Below are 18,805 nucleotides of genomic sequence, written 5' to 3' on the forward strand. Positions count from 1 at the left end.
AACCGCGCGGCAGTGGGGACAAAATGAAAACGGCCCGGGCGAGAATCTCGATCCGGGCCGTTGCATGCTACGGGACGCTGTTAGTGCTGGTCGGCGCCGTGGCTGTGCGTGTTCGACTGCACCGGCGTATTCGCGCCGTCGGCCCCTTCGAAGAAGAACGGCTTGCGCTTCTTCGGCGTGGCGCCGACTTCGTTCATCGTCGCCGACTCATACAGGCGGCCGTTGATCATCACGTGGGTAATGCGGTCCGACTTGCGGATGTCGGCGACCACGTCGCCGTCGATGATCGACAGGTCGGCCAGCTTGCCCACTTCGAGCGAGCCGACGTCCTTGTCCAGGCCCAGGTACCGGGCGCCGTTCAGGGTCGCCGCGCGGATCGCTTCGAGCGAGGTCATGCCGCCGCCAACCAGCGACCACATTTCCCAGTGCGCGCCAAGGCCTTCACGCTGGCCGTGGGCGCCGATGTTGACCGGCACGCCGACACGCTGCAACTCGGTCGCGGTACGGGCCACGCGGAACACGTTGAAGTCCTCTTCCGGCGCCGTTTCGCGGCGCACGCTGCGCGGTTCGAGCACCGACTTCGGCACGTAGCGCGACAGAATAGGATGCTTCCACACATCAGTGCGGGCATACCAGTAGTGCTCGCCGTCGAGGCCGCCGTAGGACACCACCAGCGTCGGCGTGTAGCCAACCTTGGTCTGCGACCACAGCTGCCTGACGTCGTCGTACGCGTTCTCGACCGGAATCGAATGCTCGATGCCGGTGTGGCCGTCGACCACCATCGTCATGTTGTGCTGGAACAGCGAGCCGCCTTCAGGCACCACCATCATGCCGGTCTGGCGCGCAGCTTCGAGGATCTGCTGGCGCTGTTCGCGGCGTGGCTGGTTGTAGCTCTTGACGCTGATGGCGCCGCCGGCCTTCAGGCGGCGCACGTGGGTCATCGCGTCGTCCAGGCTGTTGACAGGCGCGGCGAAGTTACCCTTGGCGCCGTACAGGATGGTGCCGGTCGAGTAGATGCGCGGGCCGACCAGCTGGCCGGTACGCTGCATCTCGCTGTGCGTGAAGATGGTGCCGGTGTCGTTGGATGGATCGTGCACCGTGGTCACGCCGAATGCGAGGCCGGCATAGTCGACCCAGCTCTGCTGCGGCACGATGCCGTCTTCGCCCATGGCGCCGTGCCAGTGCGCGTCGACCAGGCCGGGGATGACCGTCTTGCCGGCCGCGTCGATGCGGGTGGCGCCCGCCGGCGCGGCGACGTCGGACGCCTTGCCGATGGCGGCAATGCGGTTGTCCTTGATGACGATGCGGCCGTTGTCGATCACTTCGTCGCCCTTCATCGTGACGATGCGGGCGCCGTCGATCACCACCGTGCCGCGCGGTACCGATGCCTTGGCCGCGAAACCGATCTTCACGCCTGGCTGTTTCATCACGGCGTCGGCGCGCAGCTTCTCTTTCTTGGCATCCGGGTCGTTCGGCGCGAACGCCAGCTTCAGGTCGCGCGTGTACAGCTGGTCGCCCAGCGAGAAGTGCAGCGCGCTGCTGTCGCCATTCCAGTGCAGGTATTCGCCGGCGTCGACGTCGAGCTGGCGCATCGGCAGCTGCTCGGTCTTCTCGCCGATGGTGACGGCCTTGCCGGCCAGCGGCAGCGGCGTTACCCAGGTGTGGAAACGCTCGCCGTAAGCCAGCCATGCGCCGTCCGGCGACACCGCGAAGTTGGTCACGAATTCGCCCTTGGCGACCACGTTCTCTTCGTACTTGTCGAGGCGGATGCGTACCAGCGAGGTCATCGAATCGACTTCGTTCGAGCGGGCGACGCGGGTGACGTACACGTGGTTGCTGTCGCTGGCGAACTGCGGCGCGCGGCCCTCGTCCGTGATCAGCACAGGCTTGCCCTTGCCGCCAGTCTCGACCTTGTACACGCCCGGCTCCAGGCCGTGCCATGGCGTCATCAGGTGGCGGCCCTCGCCCTTGACGTAGACGACTTCCTTGCCGTCCGGCGAGAACGACGGCTCGAGGTATTTGCCCGGCGCCGTGGTCAGCGTGGTTTCCTTGCCGCTGTTCAGGTCGATCGTACGGATCGAGCCGAGCTTGTCGTCGTCCCAGGTGGCGAACACGACGCGCTTGCCGTCACGCGAAAACTTGGGGAAGTATTCCAGGTGGTCGGACTGCTTCGTCAGGCGTTTCGGCTCGCCGTTCGGCAAATCGCGCACGTACAGGTGGCCCAGCGCGGAGTAGACGACCTTGTTGCCTTGCGGCGCGACGTTGGTCCAGCGCAGCTGGCGCACGTCGAACGATTCCGGCGCGACCGCGTGGCTGAAACGCACCGCTTCGCGGATGTCGCGCGTGTCCTTGACGTGGAAGGCGATGTCCCTGGCCGACCTGGCGAACGGATCGACACGCCAGATCTTGCCCTTGGCCCAGACCACGATCTCTTTGCTGCCCGGCATCCAGCTGAAGGATGGATACACGCCGTGGATCGCCCAGGCTTCCTGCATGTCGCGTTCGAGCTCGCCCCATACCGGCGTTTCCTTGCCAGTGGCCAGGTCTTTCAGGAACAGGGTCGACTGGTTGCGCACGCGGCGCACGAAGGCGAGGTACTTGCCGTCAGGCGAAGGCGTCGGACGCACCGCGCCGCCCGGACCGTCGACGAAGGCTTTGGTCTTCTCACCCTTCAGGTCGCGGCGGAAGATCTTGTAGATCTCGTCGTTCGAGTTTTTGTTGTACTGGAATACGGCGCCTGGCGTGGTGTCCTGCGAGTAATAGATGTACTGGCCGTCCGGCGAGAACGCCGGTTCCCCCAGGTCTTTCTGCCAGTTCGGTTTTTCGTTGAGCTGGACACCGCCGCCGCCCTGCACGTGGTACATCCAGATCTCGCCCGAACCCAGCGAGCGGGTGCCCGAATAGTGCTTGCGCGCGGCGATGTACTGGCCGTTCGGGTGCCATACAGGATTGTTCAGCAGGCGGAATTTTTCCTTGCTGACTTCGCGCGCGCCGGTGCCGTCGACGTTCATCACCCAGATGTTGTCGCCGCCCGCAGCGTCCGACATGTATGCCAGCTGCTTGCCGTCGGGCGAGAAGCGCGCCTGCATTTCCCAGGCCATCGAATGGGTCAGCGGCTTCGCCTCGCCGCCGCCGATCGGCAGGATGTACAGGTCGCCGAGCAGGTCGAACACGATGTTCTTGCCGTCAGGGCTGACGTCGACGCTCATCCAGGTGCCGCTGCGGGTATCGATGCTGACCTTGCCGGCCGCGCCCGGTGGGTTGTTGACGTCCCATTTTTTCTTGTCGTCAGCGGGCGCATCGGCCGCGGCTGCCATGGACGCGGTGGACGCGAGGAATGCAGCGATGGCCGCTGCGCGCAATGTAAACATAGGACTCCCTAAACTCGTTTTGTTATGGCGGCAATAAATGCCGATCTACATTCTACTTCCGTACTGGAACGGAAATGAGATGCATACACGCAAAAATTCACGCAGGCGCGTCTTTTGTGCGTACATACGAGGGTGGCAAGCGCAACCCCCATCTCGGAAGCATGGGTGGAACTGTTGCTAAATCGTTAAATCTTCTGTAGCATCCAAGCAACGCGTACAACAAGCACTCATCAATGGCAGCTACACAGCTCGTCTACCTATTTGCCAGCGACATCCCGGTCGGCGGCGCCCTGCCGTGGCCGGTATTCCTGGCCACCGGAGACCTGCTGGCGCCGGCAGGCTTTGTCGTGCCTGACGAGTTTGTCCAGCAGCGCCTGATCATGTCCACCCCAGTGCGGATCGGCACGGCAGCCGATCGCGGCAGGCCGGCGATCGACATGGACTCCGAGGAACTGAGCGCCAAGATCGCCTCGCACACCAGCGACCCGCTCAAATACTTCAAGCAGAACGCCGAGACCGTCGTGCTGACCTTCAAGCTGCCTGCGGAAGACGACAACCGCACCGTCAATGCCGACTTCTACGGCCGTATCGCGATGTCGTCGCTGATCGTGTCGGCGCCGGTGCTCGGCCTTGGCGACGAGCACAAGTGGAAGAACTTCGAAGGCATGCCGATGACGGTCCAGATCCTGTTCGGCCGCACCTTGTGCATGTTCAAGACCACGCTGATGCGCTACGCGGCGGTGCCGAACGGCCACCTGTTCCTGCGCTACCCGCAAAAAGTGGTGACCAAGGTGTTCCGCCAGGCGCTGCGCGTGACGGCGCGCCTGTCGGTATCCGTGACGCTGGACAATGGTTCTGTCCTGCCTGCGCTGATCACCAACCTGTCGGATTCCGGCTGCGCGATCGAGACCGGGCTCCTGCTTGGCGCAGCCGGGACCGCGTTGACGGTGACCTTCCAGGCCCGGATCACCGACACGGCCCAGCTCATTTCGGTGCCCGGCGTGATCCGCAGCGTCAGGGGCCAGCTGTCGCAGCAGATGCGCTACGGCGTCGAATTCGCCGGGCACATCGACGACTCCACTGCCAAGGCGCTGAAGTCGTTCCTCTACGAGCAACTGGCCGAAGCCTGACTTATTGCGTGGTCAGCGTGACCTCGTCGATGACGAACGAGGTCTGCACCGTCGATCGGTACAGCGTGCCGGCATGGGTCGCGCCATAGCCGTTCAGCCACGCCTTCCAGCTGCCCGCATACGCCGCCTGGCCGGAGTCGGAGGTGCTGCCCCCGTTGCTTGCCGTCCATGATGCGGCTATGCATGACCGGAATATGACGCCACAAATTCGATTTAGCTATCGTATTAATATCGAAAAAATATTAATAAGGTAAATAGAATTTTCTACGTAGAAATGCCCTCCCCTATGAAAGATTTTCACCGCGGACAATCGGCGAACGAGCGCCGCGCCATCCGCTATTTTTCGCGTTGTGGCGGAGAACATGAAAATGTCTGGATATAGACGCTTATAGGCGAAACGTTAAAAAATGCAGCCGATCCGCAGCGCCGATCCATTTTTTACGCCAATGCAAGTAAATTTCTACAACATGCTGTAGTAATATTACATCCAGCATCACCGTTCCCGGCCTTCCCGGCGTCGCAAGAACGACGAATCAAGGACAAGGCGCCGCCAGCCGCACCTCACTCCAAAGGAGTCACACATGAAGTCTCTTGGTAGTATTACTTCGCGGCTGACACAGATTCTGACTGCCGGCGCCGCTGGTGTCCTGCTGGCCGCCTGCGGCGGCAATACCGCGGAACCCGTCGCCCAGCCATCCCAATCATTCACGCAATCGGCCACACGCGGCGCCGTTGCCGCCCAGGCGCCCGGCACCATCCGGATGCACTTCCACCGAGCACAGGGAGACGAGCGCGACTGGGGCGTGTACTCGTGGTGGGGCCCGGCCAACCCGAGTTCGGCCTGGATCACCGACCGCTTCATGATGACCGGCAGCGACGCCTTCGGCGGCTACGTCGACATCCCGCTCGACACCAGCAAGACCTCGATCTGGTTCCTGGTCACCGATGGCTTCGGCAACAAGAACTGCGGCAACGACCAGGGCGTCGACCTGCGTTCGGACATCGCGACCGCCGGCCAGGAAATCTGGATGCTCGAAGGCGACTGCACGATCCACGCCTCGCCTCCGCCGATCAGCTACGGCAACCTGGCCAACGCGTCGGCGCACTGGCTGTCGGCCGGCACCCTCGCCTGGCCGGGCACGCATGCTACCGGCAGCTACAAGCTGTTCTATGCTGCCAATGGCGGACTTGGTTCGGCGCCGGAAGGCGTCACTGGCGCCGATGGCAGCATGGACCTGGCCATCGGCGGCGAACTGTCGCCCGAACTGAAAGCAAAGTACCCGCACCTAGCCGGCCTCACCGCACTGAAGCTGTCGGCCGCTGACGCCGCCGGCCTTGCTGCGAAGGCGAGCAGCCAGTTCGCCATCGCGCAGTACAGCGCCGCGGGCAAGCTGGTGCAGGTCACCTCGCTGCAGGCAAGCGGAATGCTCGACGCGGTGTTCGCCAGCGCCGCGGCTGACGCGAAGCTCGGCGTCACCTTCACCGCGGCAGGCGTACCTACCTTCCGCGTCTGGGCGCCGACCGCCAAATCGGTCTCGCTGAACGTGCATGCGGACGCCGCAAGCGCGACCCCAACCAGCGTGCCGATGTCGAAAGACGCGGCCAGCGGCGTGTGGCACTACACCGCGCCCGACGCGCGCTGGACCAACCGCGCCTACTACACCTACACCGTCAACGTGCTGTCGCGCTGGGCCGGCAACCAGGTGGTCAGCAACATGGTGACCGACCCGTACTCGCTCAGCCTGGACGCCAACGGCCAGCGCAGCTTCGTCGCCAACCTGGACAGCCCCGCGCTCAAGCCGGCCGGCTGGGACAGCCAGCGCATTCCGCGCCTCGACAGCCCGGCCGACATCGCGCTGTACGAGCTTCAGGTACGCGACTTCAGCGCCAGCGATACGTCGGTGCCGGCCGCGCACCGCGGCAAGTTCATGGCCTTCACCGACACCGGCTCCAACGGGATGCAGCATCTGCGCATGCTGCAGCGCGCGGGCCTGACCCACATCCACCTGCTGCCAAGCTTCGACATGGCCAGCGTCAACGAGACCGGCTGCAGCACCCCGGCGGTGCCGGCCGCGGGCCCGAATTCGGACGCCCAGCAGGCCGCCGTGGCGGCAAGCGAAAACAGCGACTGCTTCAACTGGGGTTACGACCCGGTCCACTACACCGCCCCGGACGGCAGCTACGCAACCAACGCCGTCAACGGCGCTGTAAGGGTGCGCGAGTTCCGCGCGATGGTCAGGTCGCTGCACGACGAAGGCCTGCGCGTGACCATGGACGTGGTCTACAACCACACCAGCGGCTCGCAGCAGGGACCGACCTCGGTGCTCGACCGCATCGTGCCGGCCTACTACTACCGCCTCAATGCCAAGGGTGACATCACCAACGACAGCTGCTGCGCCGATACCGCCTCCGAGAACGCGATGATGGCCAAGCTGATGATCGATTCGGCCGTCACCTGGACCAGCCAGTACAAGGTCGACAGCATCCGCTTCGACATCATGGGCATGCACCCGCTGGCGCTCATCAAGCGCCTGCAAGCTGCGGTCAACAAGGCGGCCGGTCGCGAGATCTACCTGTACGGCGAGGCATGGAACTTCGGCGCCGCGGCCAACGACGCGCGCTTCGTGCAGGCGCGTCAGTCGAACATGGCCGGCACCGGCATCGGCTCGTTCAACGACCGCCTGCGCGATGCGGTGCGCGGCGGCGGGTGCTGCGACGGCGGCACCGCCCTGGTCAGCCAGCAGGGCTTCATCAACGGCGTGTACTACGATCCGAACGCGATGAGCACGCAATCGAAAGACGACCTGTTGCGCCTGGGCGATTTGGTCAAGGTCGGCCTGTCGGGGACCCTGCGCGAGTACAGCTTCACGGACCGTTTCGGCGCGCTGCGCAAGAATTCGCAGATCGACTACTTCGGCCAGGAAGCGGGCTTCGCTGCCAGTCCCGCCGAGACCATCAACTACGTCGAAGCGCACGACAACCAGACCCTGTTCGACCTGAACGCCTACAAGCTGCCGCAGTCGACCAGCCTGGCCGACCGCGTGCGCGTACAGAACCTGGGCGCGGCGATCAACATGCTGTCGCAGGGCGTGCCATTCTTCCATGCGGGCCAGGAGATCCTGCGCTCGAAGTCGATGGACCGCGACAGCTACAACGCCGGCGACTGGTTCAACCGCCTCGACTACAGCTACCAGGACAATAACTTCGGCGTCGGACTGCCGATGGCTGGCCCGAACAGCGGCAACTGGGAGCTCATGTCGCCGATCCTGGCGAACCCGCTGGTCAAGCCGAACCGCGCCGCGATCCTCGGCGCGCGCGACTACTTCATCGAGCTGCTTGAAATCCGCAAGGACACCTCGCTGTTCCGCCTGCGTACGGCGCGGGACGTCATCGATCGCGTCCGCTTCCACAACACCGGGCCGCAGCAGGTCGCGGGGCTGGTCGCGATGAGCATTGACGGCCAGCGCTACCCTGGCGCAAAGTACAAGAGCGTCACGACCTTCTTCAATGTCGACAAGGTGGCGAAAGAACTCTCCATCGCCGACATGAGGGGCCGCAAGCTGGCGGTGCACAAGGTGCATCGCAAGTCCGGCAGCGACACACTGGCAAGGACTGCCAGCTTCGACGCGGCCACCGGCACCTTCCGCATTCCGCCGCGGACCACCGTGGTTTTCGTCGAAAACGGCAATGGCAGCGGCAACGACGACTGACAAGTGGCGCAGCAAGCGCCGCCCTCGCGGATACGGGGGCGGCGTGTTTAAGATGACCTCATTTAACGACGAAGAGAATCGACCCATGCACATCAAAGCCGGCCTGATTTCGGCCATCCTTGCCGCCTCTTGCTTGGCGCCACCTGTATGGGCCGACGAGCTTGTCGCAAGCGCCGCCTCGCCTAACAATATCCTGAATGTCGACGTCAGGATCGAAACCGGCGGCAAGCTGGCCTACGCAATCAAGCGGCGCGGCGAAGACGTCATCACCTGGTCGCGCCTCGGCTTCATCCTGACCAACGCGCCCAAGTTCGACGGCGGCTTCTCGCTCGAAAAAAAGACCCTGGCTTCGCATGACGACACATGGGAACAGCCGTGGGGCGAGCGCCAGTTCGTCCGCAATCATTACCAGGAACTGCGGCTGGACCTGGTCCAGAAGGATTTCAGGAACCGCCGCATCGCGGTGGTATTCCGCGTCTACGACGACGGCGTCGGCTTCCGCTACGAGTTCCCGAAACAGGAACAGCTGAAGGACGTGAAGATCAGCGACGAGCTGACCGAGTTCGTGGTCGCCAAACCCGGCACCGCCTGGTGGCAGGTTGCTGGCGAAGTAGCAGCACTCGAACACCCGGTGCTGAAAACCCCGGTACGCGAAGTCGGCACAGCCAACACGCCGATGACGGTGAAAACGGAGGACGGCACCCACATCGCCTTCCACGAAGCGGCGCTGGTCGATTACGCGTCGATGTGGATGCGCCGGGTCGAAGGCCAGAAATTCCGCGCCCACCTGACGCCATCGGCGACCGGGCCGGCGGTCGAACGCCGCGCGCCCTTCTCGACGCCGTGGCGCACCATGCAGATCGCCGGCGACGCCGCTGGCCTCTACATGTCGGACCTGATCCTGAACCTGAATGAGCCCAACAAGCTTGGCGATGTTTCATGGGTCAAGCCGTCGAAATTCGTCGGTGTGTGGTGGGAGATGCACCTGAATAAGAGCAGCTGGGGCAGCGGCGCGAAGCACGGCGCCACCACGGCGAACACGCGCCGCTGGATCGACTTCGCGGCTGCCAACGGCTTCCGGGGCGTACTCGTCGAGGGCTGGAACATCGGCTGGGACAGCAACTGGGCCGGCGGCGGAGCGGACTTCAGCTTCACCAAATCCTATCCCGACTTCGACCTGCCGGCGCTGAGCGCGTATGCGATCAGCAAGGGCGTTCGGCTGATCGGCCACCACGAGACCGGCGGTAACGTCGCCCACTACGAAAAGCAGATGGACGCGGGCTACAAGCTGTATGCGCGCCATGGCATCGACAGCATCAAGTCGGGTTATGTGACCGACGCCGGCGCGGCGCTGTTTGCCGGCCCGGGCAACAGCACCCACTTCGCGTTCACCGACTCGCAGGAAGCATCGCGCCACTTCCTGACAGCGGTGCGCGAGGCGGCCCGCTACCGCATCGCCATCGATACGCACGAACCGGTCAAGGACACCGGCCTGCGCCGCACCTATCCCAACTGGCTGTCGCGTGAAGGCGCGCGCGGCATGGAGTACAACGCGTGGGGCAATCCGATCAACAGCGTCGACCATGAGGCGAACCTGGTCTTTACCCGCATGCTGAGCGGACCGATGGACTACACGCCCGGCATCCTGAGCCTGGAAGGCGTGGACGGCAAGCCGATCCACTCGACGCAAGCGAAGCAGCTGGCGAACTTCGTGCTGATCTACTCGCCGATCGTGATGGCCGCGGACCTGATCGAGAACTACGAAAAGTACCCGGCAGCGTTCAAGTTCATCAAGGACGTGCCGACCGACTGGGCCGACACGCGCGTGATCCACGGCGCGGTCGGCGAATACGCGACCATCGCGCGCAAGGACCGCCGCTCGGCCGACTGGTACGTGGGTTCGGTGACCGATGGCGCGGCCCGCACGCTGTCGCTGCCGCTCGGCTTCCTCGCGCCGGGCCAACGCTACGTCGCCGAGATCTACCGCGACGGCGACCAGGCCGACTACCGCACCGCGCGCCGCTTCGACCTGGTGGCCGAACAGCGCACGGTGGATGCGAACGATGTGCTGCAGCTGAAGCTCGCTCCGGGCGGCGGCCAGGCGATCCGCCTGAGCCCTGTTCCCTGACGGCGCCCCGCCCCACTCCCCCGGGCCACTGCTCCTCGAGGTGCCAATGCCGTCGACTGGAATCGCTGTCCGGCACACCACGGGATTTGCGGCATCGCGGCTCCATTCGCACCAGCCGCCATCATAGACGGCAATGCGCTCCCAGTTCATCAGCCACGCATAGAAGAACGCCAGGGACGCGCGCCAGCCGGTGCCGCAATAAAACGCCGTGCGGCGGTCGGCGTGAATGCCGGCGGCGGACCACATCCGGCAGATTTCCGCCATGGGTTTCATGCGTCCATCGCGGCGGTTGAACTCGGCCATGCAGTTGACGTCATCGCCAGCGCCTGCGCCTGCGCGCCCCCATCGGGCGCCGGGGATATCGCCCCTGGCGTCGATGTAGCGGTATCCGGAAATCTTGCCACTACATTCGTTCCAGGTGCGGATGCTTGCCAGTGTGCCGTCGGGCTGGTCGATCAAGCTGCGTGCCTGGAACATGTCCATCATGTATTCGGGGAGCCCCGGAAAGGGCGCCCCGGAAAGGCCGCGCCGAAATCGGCCGCTGCGTCGTAGGTCTGCGGAAGCCCCTGCGCAACTGCCAACCCTGCCCCGGTCCATGCGGCGAAGCCGCCGTCGAGCAGGCGCACGTCGACGACGCCGGCGTACCGCAGCAGGTGTGCGGCGCGGGCGGCCGCCAGGGAATTGCGGCTGTACAGAACCACGGTAACGTCGTGGCGGATGCCATGGCCTAACAAAAGCTGTTTCAGTTCGGCGTCGGGCACCTTGTTCCAGAGCGGAGCACGTTCGAGCTGCGCCGTATCGATGTAGCCGGCGCCGGGAATGTGACCGCGCGCGAACGCCTCCGCAGCGCCGAAACCGATTTCGAACAGTCGCCACTCGCCAGCGGGTGCCGCGGTGATTGGCGCGCCCGTGACCAGTCCGGCCACCCACGCAGACGGGACGAGCTGGCGCCAGCGCGGCAAATCGCGGCGAAAGCCAAAGGGAGCGATGATGGCGGCGCTGTTCAACTGGGCGGAGGTGTGGCGGGAATGCGGGTGCGGGCGCGCAAGCGCCACTCGGATGCAGCATTATATCGCGGAAAACATAAGCTCCCTTGCTGGAGCTTTGCTCGTGATATTGGCGGATTAGCCGCCGCCCGGAGGACCGCCCGGCCCCGGTCCGGCGCGTCCAGCGCCGCCAGGCCCACCAGGCCCACGCGCGCCGGCTCCTCCGAACGACCCGAAGCGATATGACAAGCCCGCAAACACCATCCGACCGTTAAAGCGCCGCAGGCTCTGCTCACGCAGGCTGGCCGTTTCGGTGACCGTCTCGATCTTCTGCGAATCGAACAGGTCGTTGACGTTCAGGACGAAGCTCAGCGCCTGGGTCAGGTTGCGGCGGTAGTTCAGGTCGGCGGTGCGGGTCGGCTTGCGGTAGCCCTCACCGAACAGCTGCTTGCCGGTTGCATTCAGGGACAGGCTGAGATTGTTCTTTGAATCGATCTGGTAGCCGAAACGGGCGCGCCCCGTCACCGAGGCCGCGCTGCGGCGGCCGTCGCCACGGTTGTCGCTGCCCAGCACCGACTGGTCGCTGTAGCCGACATTCCCGCTCGCGTTGATGCTCAGTTTCTGGGTCGCCTTGCCGCTGAAGGTGAACTCGATGCCGGCAGAGCGGCTGTCGCCGGCGTTGTCGCGCGTCGTCAGCAGCACGTCGTCCTCGAGGAGGAAGCGCCGTTCCGAGATCAGGTCGGCATCGCGGCGCGCATACACGCGCAGGTTGGTATCCACCTTGCCCAGCTTGGTTTCCATGCCGAGTTCGAGCGAGTCGGTCCCGCTCGGCTTCAGGTTCGGGTTGCCCGACGAAACGTTCAACTCGTCGCGGTAGAGCACGAAGGGATTCAGTTCGCCCGCGTTGGGACGGCGGATGCGGTGTGCATAGCTCAGCCGCAGCGTGGTGTCGTCCGACAGGCCGTAGGTGACGAAGGCGCTCGGGATCAGGTCGGTGGAGCTGTTGGTGGCGTGGATGCCGCTCGTCACCTGATTTATGTCCAGTTCGTTGTACTCGGCACGCAGCCCGCCCAGCACGCTCCACTGGCTGTCGATGCGGTACTGGTAGGAACCGTACAGCGCGAGCGTGGTGTCGTCCAGTTCGAAGCGGTTGGTGCGCGTCCGGTTTATCGTCTCGGCCAGCGTGCCGGGATCGGTGTTGAAGAACATGGTATCGAAGCTGTTGCCGGTGCGCGCCAGCTTGTAGCCGAGCTTGAGCAGGCCGGGGCCGAGCGGCCGCTCGTAGTCGCCGGTGAAGTCGGCCAGGGGGGTATCGGTCGCGTTGTCCTGGCGCGTCAGGCTGTCGAGCGCACCGGATGGACGCACGGCGTACCGGCTGGCGAAGCGGGCATCGTTGTCGGCATCGGTACTGGACACGCGCAGGTCGACCTTGAAGACCTCGCCCGGCAGGCTGCCCTTGTGGTCGAGCCGTCCACCAAGGCTGTAGTTCTTGCTGACGCCTTCACGCGAACTCGCGCGCGCGTATTCGCTGTCGATCATGCCGCCTGCGCCGGCGCTGCGGTAGCGTTCGAGCGAGTCGCCATCGCTGCCGAATTCGCTGTAGCTGGCGGTCACTGCCACCACGTCGCGCTCGCCCAGGTTATAGCTGAGCGAGCCATTGAATCCAGTGGCATCGTTGCGGGACTCGCCTTGCGATGACTGGGTGCTGCGCGCCACTGCGCCAGTGACCGGGTCGATGCGCTCGCGCGCCGTCTCGCCAGTCGAGCCGCGGCTGTCGTGGCGTCGGTTGATGCTGCCATGGAGGCTCATGCGCCCGGTCGTGTAGCTGCCGAAGGCCATGCTGTTATAGCGCCCGGACGTACCGAGGTTGACGTTGACGGTGGCAAAACCGCCCGGAGTACGTTCGCGCCGCATGACCAGGTTGATGATCGGACCGCCGCCCCCCTCGTTGCCAAACTGGGCGCCGGGATTGTTGATGACTTCGACCGATTCGAGGTCGCCCGCCGGCAAGGCGTTCAGCGCTGCGGCCCGGTTCTCGCCCTGCATCATGGCCGACGGCTTGCCGTCCACCAGGATCTGCACATTGCTCTTGCCGCGCAGCGTCACGTTGCCGTCCGGGTCGACCGCGAGCGAGGGCACCTTGTTCAGGGTATCGGCCACCGTGTCGTTTGACGTGGCCGGGTCGGCCTTCACGTCGTACACTTGGCGGTCGATGCGGTTGGACTGCCTGGCTGCGGTGACCGTGACTGTGGCCAGTGGAGCGCCCTGTTCGGGCGCCTGCTTCGGCGCCGGCTGCGTCGTCGCGATTTGCTGCGCGTTCCGGGTTTGCTGGGCCATGGCCGGGGCGGCTGCCACGACGGCGCCGGCCAGCAGCGGAATCAATTGAGCAGTGTGACGAATGCGTGGCGTGACGATATCAGTTCTCCGGGAACGGGGGTCCGAACAAAGGGAATGCCTGCGCGCGGCGGCGCGCAGGTGAAACGAATCGGCCGGCGCATACGGCCGGACCAGCACGAGCCGGTCAGTTCATGCCAGCGACTGCCACTGCCGTCATGTTGACGATGCGCCGCACAGTCGCGCTCGGACTGAGGATGTGCACCGGCTTGGCGGCGCCAAGCAGGATTGGTCCGACGGTGACGCCCTTGCCTGCCGCGACCTTGAGGACGTTGAACAGGATGTGCGCGGCATCGAGCGACGGCATCACCAGCAGGTTGGCGCTGCCGGCGAAGCCGCTGTCGATCTTGTAGATGTCGCGGATTTCCTGCGAAAGCGCGGCATCGCCATGGACTTCGCCGACCACCGACAACTCGGGCGCCACCTGCGCCAGCAGTTCGCGCGCTTCGCGCATGCGGCGCGCCGACGGGCGTTCGGACGAGCCTTGCGAGGAATGCGACAGCAGCGCCACCTTCGGCTCAAGGCCGAACTGGCGCAGCGTGGCGGCGGCCAGCTGCGTGATTTGCGCCAGTTCCGCAGCGGTGGGCTGGTCGTTGACATACGTATCGGTGATGAACAGCGTCAGCTTGTCGAGCACCAGCGCATTCATCGCAGCCAGCACGTTGACGCCGGGCGCGGTGCCGATCTCGTTCTTCACGTGCTCGAGGTGGCTGTCGTAGCCGCCCTTCATGCCGCAGATAAGCGCATCGACCGCGCCGGACTTCAGCAGGCGCGCGCCCTGCAGCGTGGTGTCGCCGTCGGCCTCCACCAGCGTGTAGTCGACATCGCGCCGCAGCCTCAGTCCCGCTTCGCTGATCGCGCGTTCGACGCTGGCGCCCTGCCCGATCAGCACCGGTTTGGCCAGCCCTTCGTCGACCACCGTCTGCACGGCGCGCAGGACGCGCCGATCGTCCGCCTCCGCGTACGCGACCCGGCGCGCTTGGGCCTTGGCCTTGGTGAACACCGGTTTCATGAAGAAACCGGTGTGGTAGATCATCTCCGCCAGCTTGTCGCGGTAGGCCGCCATGTCCTCGATCGGGCGGGCCGCAACACCGGACGCGGCGGCGGCTTCCGCCACTTTCGGCGCGATGGCCGCCAGCAGGCGCGGGTCGAACGGTTTCGGGATGATGTAGTCGGGACCGAACGACAGGTCCTGGCCCTCGTAGGCCGAGGCCACCATATCGCTGGCCTCCGCTTCGGCAAGCTCGGCGATCGCGGTCACGCAGGCGAGCTTCATCTCGTCGGTGATGCGCGTCGCGCCGCAGTCGAGGGCGCCGCGGAAGATGTAGGGGAAGCACAGCACGTTGTTGACCTGGTTCGGGTAGTCCGACCGGCCGGTCGCAATGATGCAATCGGGCCTCGCCGCACGCGCGGCTTCCGGCCGGATTTCCGGTTCGGGATTGGCCAGCGCCAGGATCACCGGCTGCGAGGCCATGGCCTTGACCATCTCGCCGGTCAGCACGCCCGCCGTCGAGCAGCCCAGGAACACGTCGGCGCCGTCGACGATGTCGGCAAGCTGGCGCGCTTCGGTCGCCTGCGCATAGCGCGCCTTGTTGGCTTCCATGTTGGCCTCGCGGCCCACGAAAATAACGCCCTTCGAATCGGTCACGAAGATGTTTTCGCGCTTCACGCCCAGCAGCACCATCATGTCGAGGCAGGCGATCGCCGCCGCGCCGGCGCCCGATACCGCCAGCTTCACCTCGCCGATGTTCTTGCCGACCACCTTGAGCGCATTCAGCAGCGCCGCGGTCGAGATGATCGCGGTGCCGTGCTGGTCATCGTGGAACACGGGGATATTCATCCGCTCACGCAGCTTTTTCTCGATATAGAAGCATTCCGGCGCCTTGATGTCTTCAAGGTTGATGCCGCCCACGGTCGGCTCGAGCATCGCGATGGCGTCGACCAGCTTGTCCGGATCCATCTCGTCCAGTTCGAGGTCGAACACGTCGATCCCGGCGAATTTCTTGAACAGGCAGCCCTTGCCCTCCATGACCGGCTTGGATGCCAGCGGCCCGATGTTGCCCAGGCCAAGCACCGCGGTGCCGTTGGTGATCACCGCGACCAGGTTGGCGCGCGAGGTGTACTCAGCGGCCATGTTCGGGTCGGCGGCGATTTCTTCGCAGGCATACGCAACGCCCGGCGAATAAGCGAGCGACAGGTCGCGTTGATTGGACAGCGGCTTGGTGGCGACGACCTCGATCTTGCCGCGCGTCGGGCTGCGGTGGTACTCGAGCGCATCCGCGCGCAGCTGGGTGTCTTTATCTTCGTTGTTGTTGCTTTCGATGCTCATGTTCTCTCCACGTGATTGCCAGGTTCTTTGACAGAATGATAGCAAACCTGGAGGCCGGCTACCTGGCGATGTCCGCCATTGCCGGAAGGGAAGCAATCTGGAAGCGGTCGCGGCCCGCGCGCTTGGCGCTGTACATCGCCTGGTCGGCACGGCGGATCAGCTCGTCGGGGCCCATGCCGGGTTCGAAAAATGCGATGCCGATACTGGTGCTCACGGCAACGCAGCGCTCGCCGATCCGGAATGGTCGCCGCACTGCGTCGACCAGCTTCGAGCCGATGCGTTCGGCCTCCGCGCGATTCGGCAAGTCTTCCAGGATCAGCGCAAACTCGTCGCCGCCCAGGCGCGCGAAGATGTCCAGTTCGCGGACGGTGTCGGTGACCCTTTCCGCGAACGCGCGCAACAGCGCGTCGCCGGCATCATGTCCGTACGAATCATTGATGGCCTTGAAATGATCGACGTCGAGGTACATCAGCGCCAGCGGTGCATGGCGGCGCCGGTTGGACACCGCGCGCTCCAGGTGGCTCAGGAAGAATGTCCGGTTGGCCAGGCCGGTCAGGGTGTCGTAGTGCGCGAGTTCACGCAGCTTGTTCTCCATCTTCTTTCGTTCCGTGATGTCCTCGTATAGTCCAAGCAAGGCAATGGTGTTGCCGTCCATATCGGTAAGCGGAATCTTGCTGGTCCGCAGCCAGCTTGAGCTGCCATCTTCGCGATACTGGGGCTCCTCGTAGTTGACCTTCGCGATCCCGCTGCGCAAGGTTTCGATATCGTCCTGGCGGTACTGCGGCGCGCTCTCGCTCCAGGCCAGCTCGAAGTCGTTACGCCCGATGATGTCGTCCGGTTGGGCGACGCCGGCATCCGCCGCGGCGGCCTTGTTGCAGCCGAGGAAAGCGAAGCTGGTGTCCTTCCAGAACACGCGTTGCGGAATGTTGTCGATCACCAGCTGCAGCATCTTGCGCGACTCCTGCATACGCCATTCACGCTGCTTTTGCGCAGTGATGTTCTGGGCGATCACCAGCACGCTGACCACCGCGCTGCCGGCCTTCACCGGGATCATGATCACGCTGATCTCCACTTGGGCACCGGCGCCGTCGATCACGGCCGAATTGTAGGAAACGGCGTTTCCGCGACTGGTCTCGTCGAACAGTTTGCGGGCGGCCTCCTGCTTGTCGCGCACGATGAAACGGTCGAATGCTGTGCCGATCAGGTCCGCCTTGTTGGCTTTGAATTCCTTCAATGCCTGGGCGTTGGTATTCAGGATCCGCCCCTCCAGGTCGATGGAACATACGGCCGCCGGATGGCCCTCGAACACGGTGTCGAACTCCAGCTGCGCTGTGCGCTCGGTCCAGCGCACCTGGGAACGGCGCGTCCAGTTCAGCATCATCGCCGCAAGCGCCGCAGACAAGGCGAAGCCGACCACCAGTATCGCCGCGCCGTTCCAGCTATCGTAGCGTTCCACATACACAGGCGTGGAATAGAACAGCAGCTGCCAGGTGCGGCCGGCAATATCGACGTTGGCCCGGTGCGCCAGCGGCAGGTCGGTAACCTTCAGCAGGGCATGCGCCCGTTGGTCGCCGTCGTACAAGATAGTTTCTGCGCGGACCTCGCCGTCATAGATTTCAAGATCGAACAGGTCGTGGAAATCCTTGCCCATCACCTGCTCGACCATTTCGCCGATGTAGTAGATCGAATAGATATATCCGCGCACGGCGATGCGGCGCTCGGCCACCGTCGAAGCGGGGAGCTTCTGGTCATAGATCGGCGTGAACAGGGCAATCACCGGGATGTGGGAAATCCCGGCGATCGGCAGGTGCCTTGCCGTTGCAACGCTGCGCCCGCTGTCGCGCGCCTGCTGGATCGCGCTCCAGCGCTCCGGGAGCGTGGCATAGTCCAGTCCCGCGAGGCTGCGCCCGCGCGTATTGTCGGGGAAGACGAAAAGGTAGGGGTAGGTGTACTCCCGATCCGGACCGCGACTGGCGCGGTTGCCCTGCGCGCCAGTGGTTGAAGCGGAGCGCTTGTTGGGCCGGATGTAGCCGATGTAGCTCATGCCAGGATTCTGGCGCAGTCCGTCGGCCGACCGCATGTAGGCTTCAAATGCCGCGACGCCGTCTTCGCCTGGGGCGGCGTCCAGTGCGCTGAAGTGCGCCGCCAGGCTGCGGTTCAGCGCCATGTAGGAGTCGATGCCCTGCTGCAGCGTGCGCTGGAACTGGGTCGCGGCGGCCGAGGCGTGCAGCGCGGCGCGGTCCTTCGCATGGCGCTGCTCGACCAGGCTGACCATGATCGTGAGGAGCATGCAGACCAGCAGGACAACGATGGCGGGCGCATGGGGACGCACCTTGGCAACTATGGAATGGTTCATCTGGACACCCAGCAAAACGCGTCGACGCGGGAGGCGGCGCAGGCGGCGCCGGGCTTCAACGAGGACAGTTATGAGTTGCGCGCCAGGATGCGATTTTTAGACAGGATTGGGGCAGCAAGTTGTGAACGCGCGCGGGCATGGTCCGTTTGTTGGGGAGGCGACCTGGAATAAATCCATTCGCAGCCATACCGGGCGGCAAGCGTTATAAGCGTATCTTCGCACATCTGTTCAGATTATGCTTACCGGACGGCAATTTTGACAACGCGAATTGCCGTTCTGACAATGACTCCGTTGTATTTGCGGAAGCCGCGCCAGTTCGTCGGGCCCAGCTCCGCACTGCCCTTACCCCGATTGATCGACGACAGCGATGGTGGTTAATTTATGGTGTGCTCCTGATTGGT

At 64.5% G+C, this 18,805-nt stretch carries 8 protein-coding genes and 1 pseudogene; 3 read left to right on the forward strand and 6 right to left on the reverse strand.

The window, feature by feature from the left end:
* Positions 1-80 precede the first annotated feature (80 nt).
* Positions 81-3,371, reverse strand: a complete 3,291-nt coding sequence (locus HHL21_RS07690; protein ID WP_169464672.1) for an amidohydrolase family protein — start codon at positions 3,369-3,371, stop codon at positions 81-83.
* Between the two features lie 233 nt (positions 3,372-3,604).
* On the opposite strand from HHL21_RS07690, the gene HHL21_RS07695 reads away from it, so the two are divergent.
* The 3 genes from HHL21_RS07695 to HHL21_RS07705 all read left to right on the forward strand — a co-directional run bounded on the left by HHL21_RS07695 (position 3,605) and on the right by HHL21_RS07705 (position 10,339).
* Positions 3,605-4,501 (forward strand): PilZ domain-containing protein, encoded by an 897-nt coding sequence (locus tag HHL21_RS07695; protein WP_169464673.1) that lies wholly within the window; start codon positions 3,605-3,607, stop codon positions 4,499-4,501.
* Positions 4,502-5,082: 581 nt separating this feature from the next.
* Positions 5,083-8,211 carry an alpha-1,6-glucosidase domain-containing protein gene (locus HHL21_RS07700; protein ID WP_169464674.1) on the forward strand — a complete coding sequence of 1,043 codons (3,129 nt, stop codon included), beginning with the start codon at positions 5,083-5,085 and terminating at the stop codon, positions 8,209-8,211.
* Between the two features lie 85 nt (positions 8,212-8,296).
* Positions 8,297-10,339 (forward strand): glycoside hydrolase family 97 protein, encoded by a 2,043-nt coding sequence (locus HHL21_RS07705; RefSeq protein WP_169464675.1) that lies wholly within the window; start codon positions 8,297-8,299, stop codon positions 10,337-10,339.
* A 156-nt stretch (positions 10,340-10,495) separates the two neighbouring features.
* Here the strand turns inward: HHL21_RS07705 and HHL21_RS22110 are convergent.
* The 5 genes and pseudogenes from HHL21_RS22110 to HHL21_RS07730 all read right to left on the reverse strand — a co-directional run.
* A pseudogene (locus HHL21_RS22110) lies at positions 10,496-10,936 on the reverse strand (sulfurtransferase); the annotation flags it as partial.
* On the reverse strand, positions 10,822-11,346 hold the full coding sequence (locus tag HHL21_RS21610) for a rhodanese-like domain-containing protein (protein WP_229496174.1): 525 nt from the start codon (positions 11,344-11,346) through the stop codon (positions 10,822-10,824). The pseudogene HHL21_RS22110 and the gene HHL21_RS21610, both read right to left, overlap by 115 nt.
* Positions 11,347-11,463: 117 nt before the next feature.
* Positions 11,464-13,662 carry an outer membrane beta-barrel family protein gene (locus tag HHL21_RS07720; protein ID WP_206085653.1) on the reverse strand — a complete coding sequence of 733 codons (2,199 nt, stop codon included), beginning with the start codon at positions 13,660-13,662 and terminating at the stop codon, positions 11,464-11,466.
* Positions 13,663-13,846: 184 nt separating this feature from the next.
* Positions 13,847-16,048 carry an NADP-dependent malic enzyme gene (locus HHL21_RS07725; RefSeq protein ID WP_169464676.1) on the reverse strand — a complete coding sequence of 734 codons (2,202 nt, stop codon included), beginning with the start codon at positions 16,046-16,048 and terminating at the stop codon, positions 13,847-13,849.
* Positions 16,049-16,106: 58 nt separating this feature from the next.
* Entirely contained in the window at positions 16,107-18,404 is a 2,298-nt protein-coding gene (locus tag HHL21_RS07730; RefSeq protein WP_169464677.1) for a sensor domain-containing diguanylate cyclase, read from the reverse strand.
* Positions 18,405-18,805 lie beyond the last annotated feature (401 nt).

Source organism: Massilia polaris, from assembly GCF_012927275.1.
Taxonomy (GTDB): domain Bacteria; phylum Pseudomonadota; class Gammaproteobacteria; order Burkholderiales; family Burkholderiaceae_D; genus Telluria_A; species Telluria_A polaris.

Coding starts and splice junctions, on each gene's coding strand:
- HHL21_RS07690 (WP_169464672.1), bottom strand. CDS start 3,371: ATGTTTACATTGCGCGCAGCGGCCATCGCTGCATTCCTCGCGTCCACC.
- HHL21_RS07695 (WP_169464673.1), top strand. CDS start 3,605: ATGGCAGCTACACAGCTCGTCTACCTATTTGCCAGCGACATCCCGGTC.
- HHL21_RS07700 (WP_169464674.1), top strand. CDS start 5,083: ATGAAGTCTCTTGGTAGTATTACTTCGCGGCTGACACAGATTCTGACT.
- HHL21_RS07705 (WP_169464675.1), top strand. CDS start 8,297: ATGCACATCAAAGCCGGCCTGATTTCGGCCATCCTTGCCGCCTCTTGC.
- HHL21_RS07720 (WP_206085653.1), bottom strand. CDS start 13,662: ATGGCCCAGCAAACCCGGAACGCGCAGCAAATCGCGACGACGCAGCCG.
- HHL21_RS07725 (WP_169464676.1), bottom strand. CDS start 16,048: ATGAGCATCGAAAGCAACAACAACGAAGATAAAGACACCCAGCTGCGC.
- HHL21_RS07730 (WP_169464677.1), bottom strand. CDS start 18,404: ATGAACCATTCCATAGTTGCCAAGGTGCGTCCCCATGCGCCCGCCATC.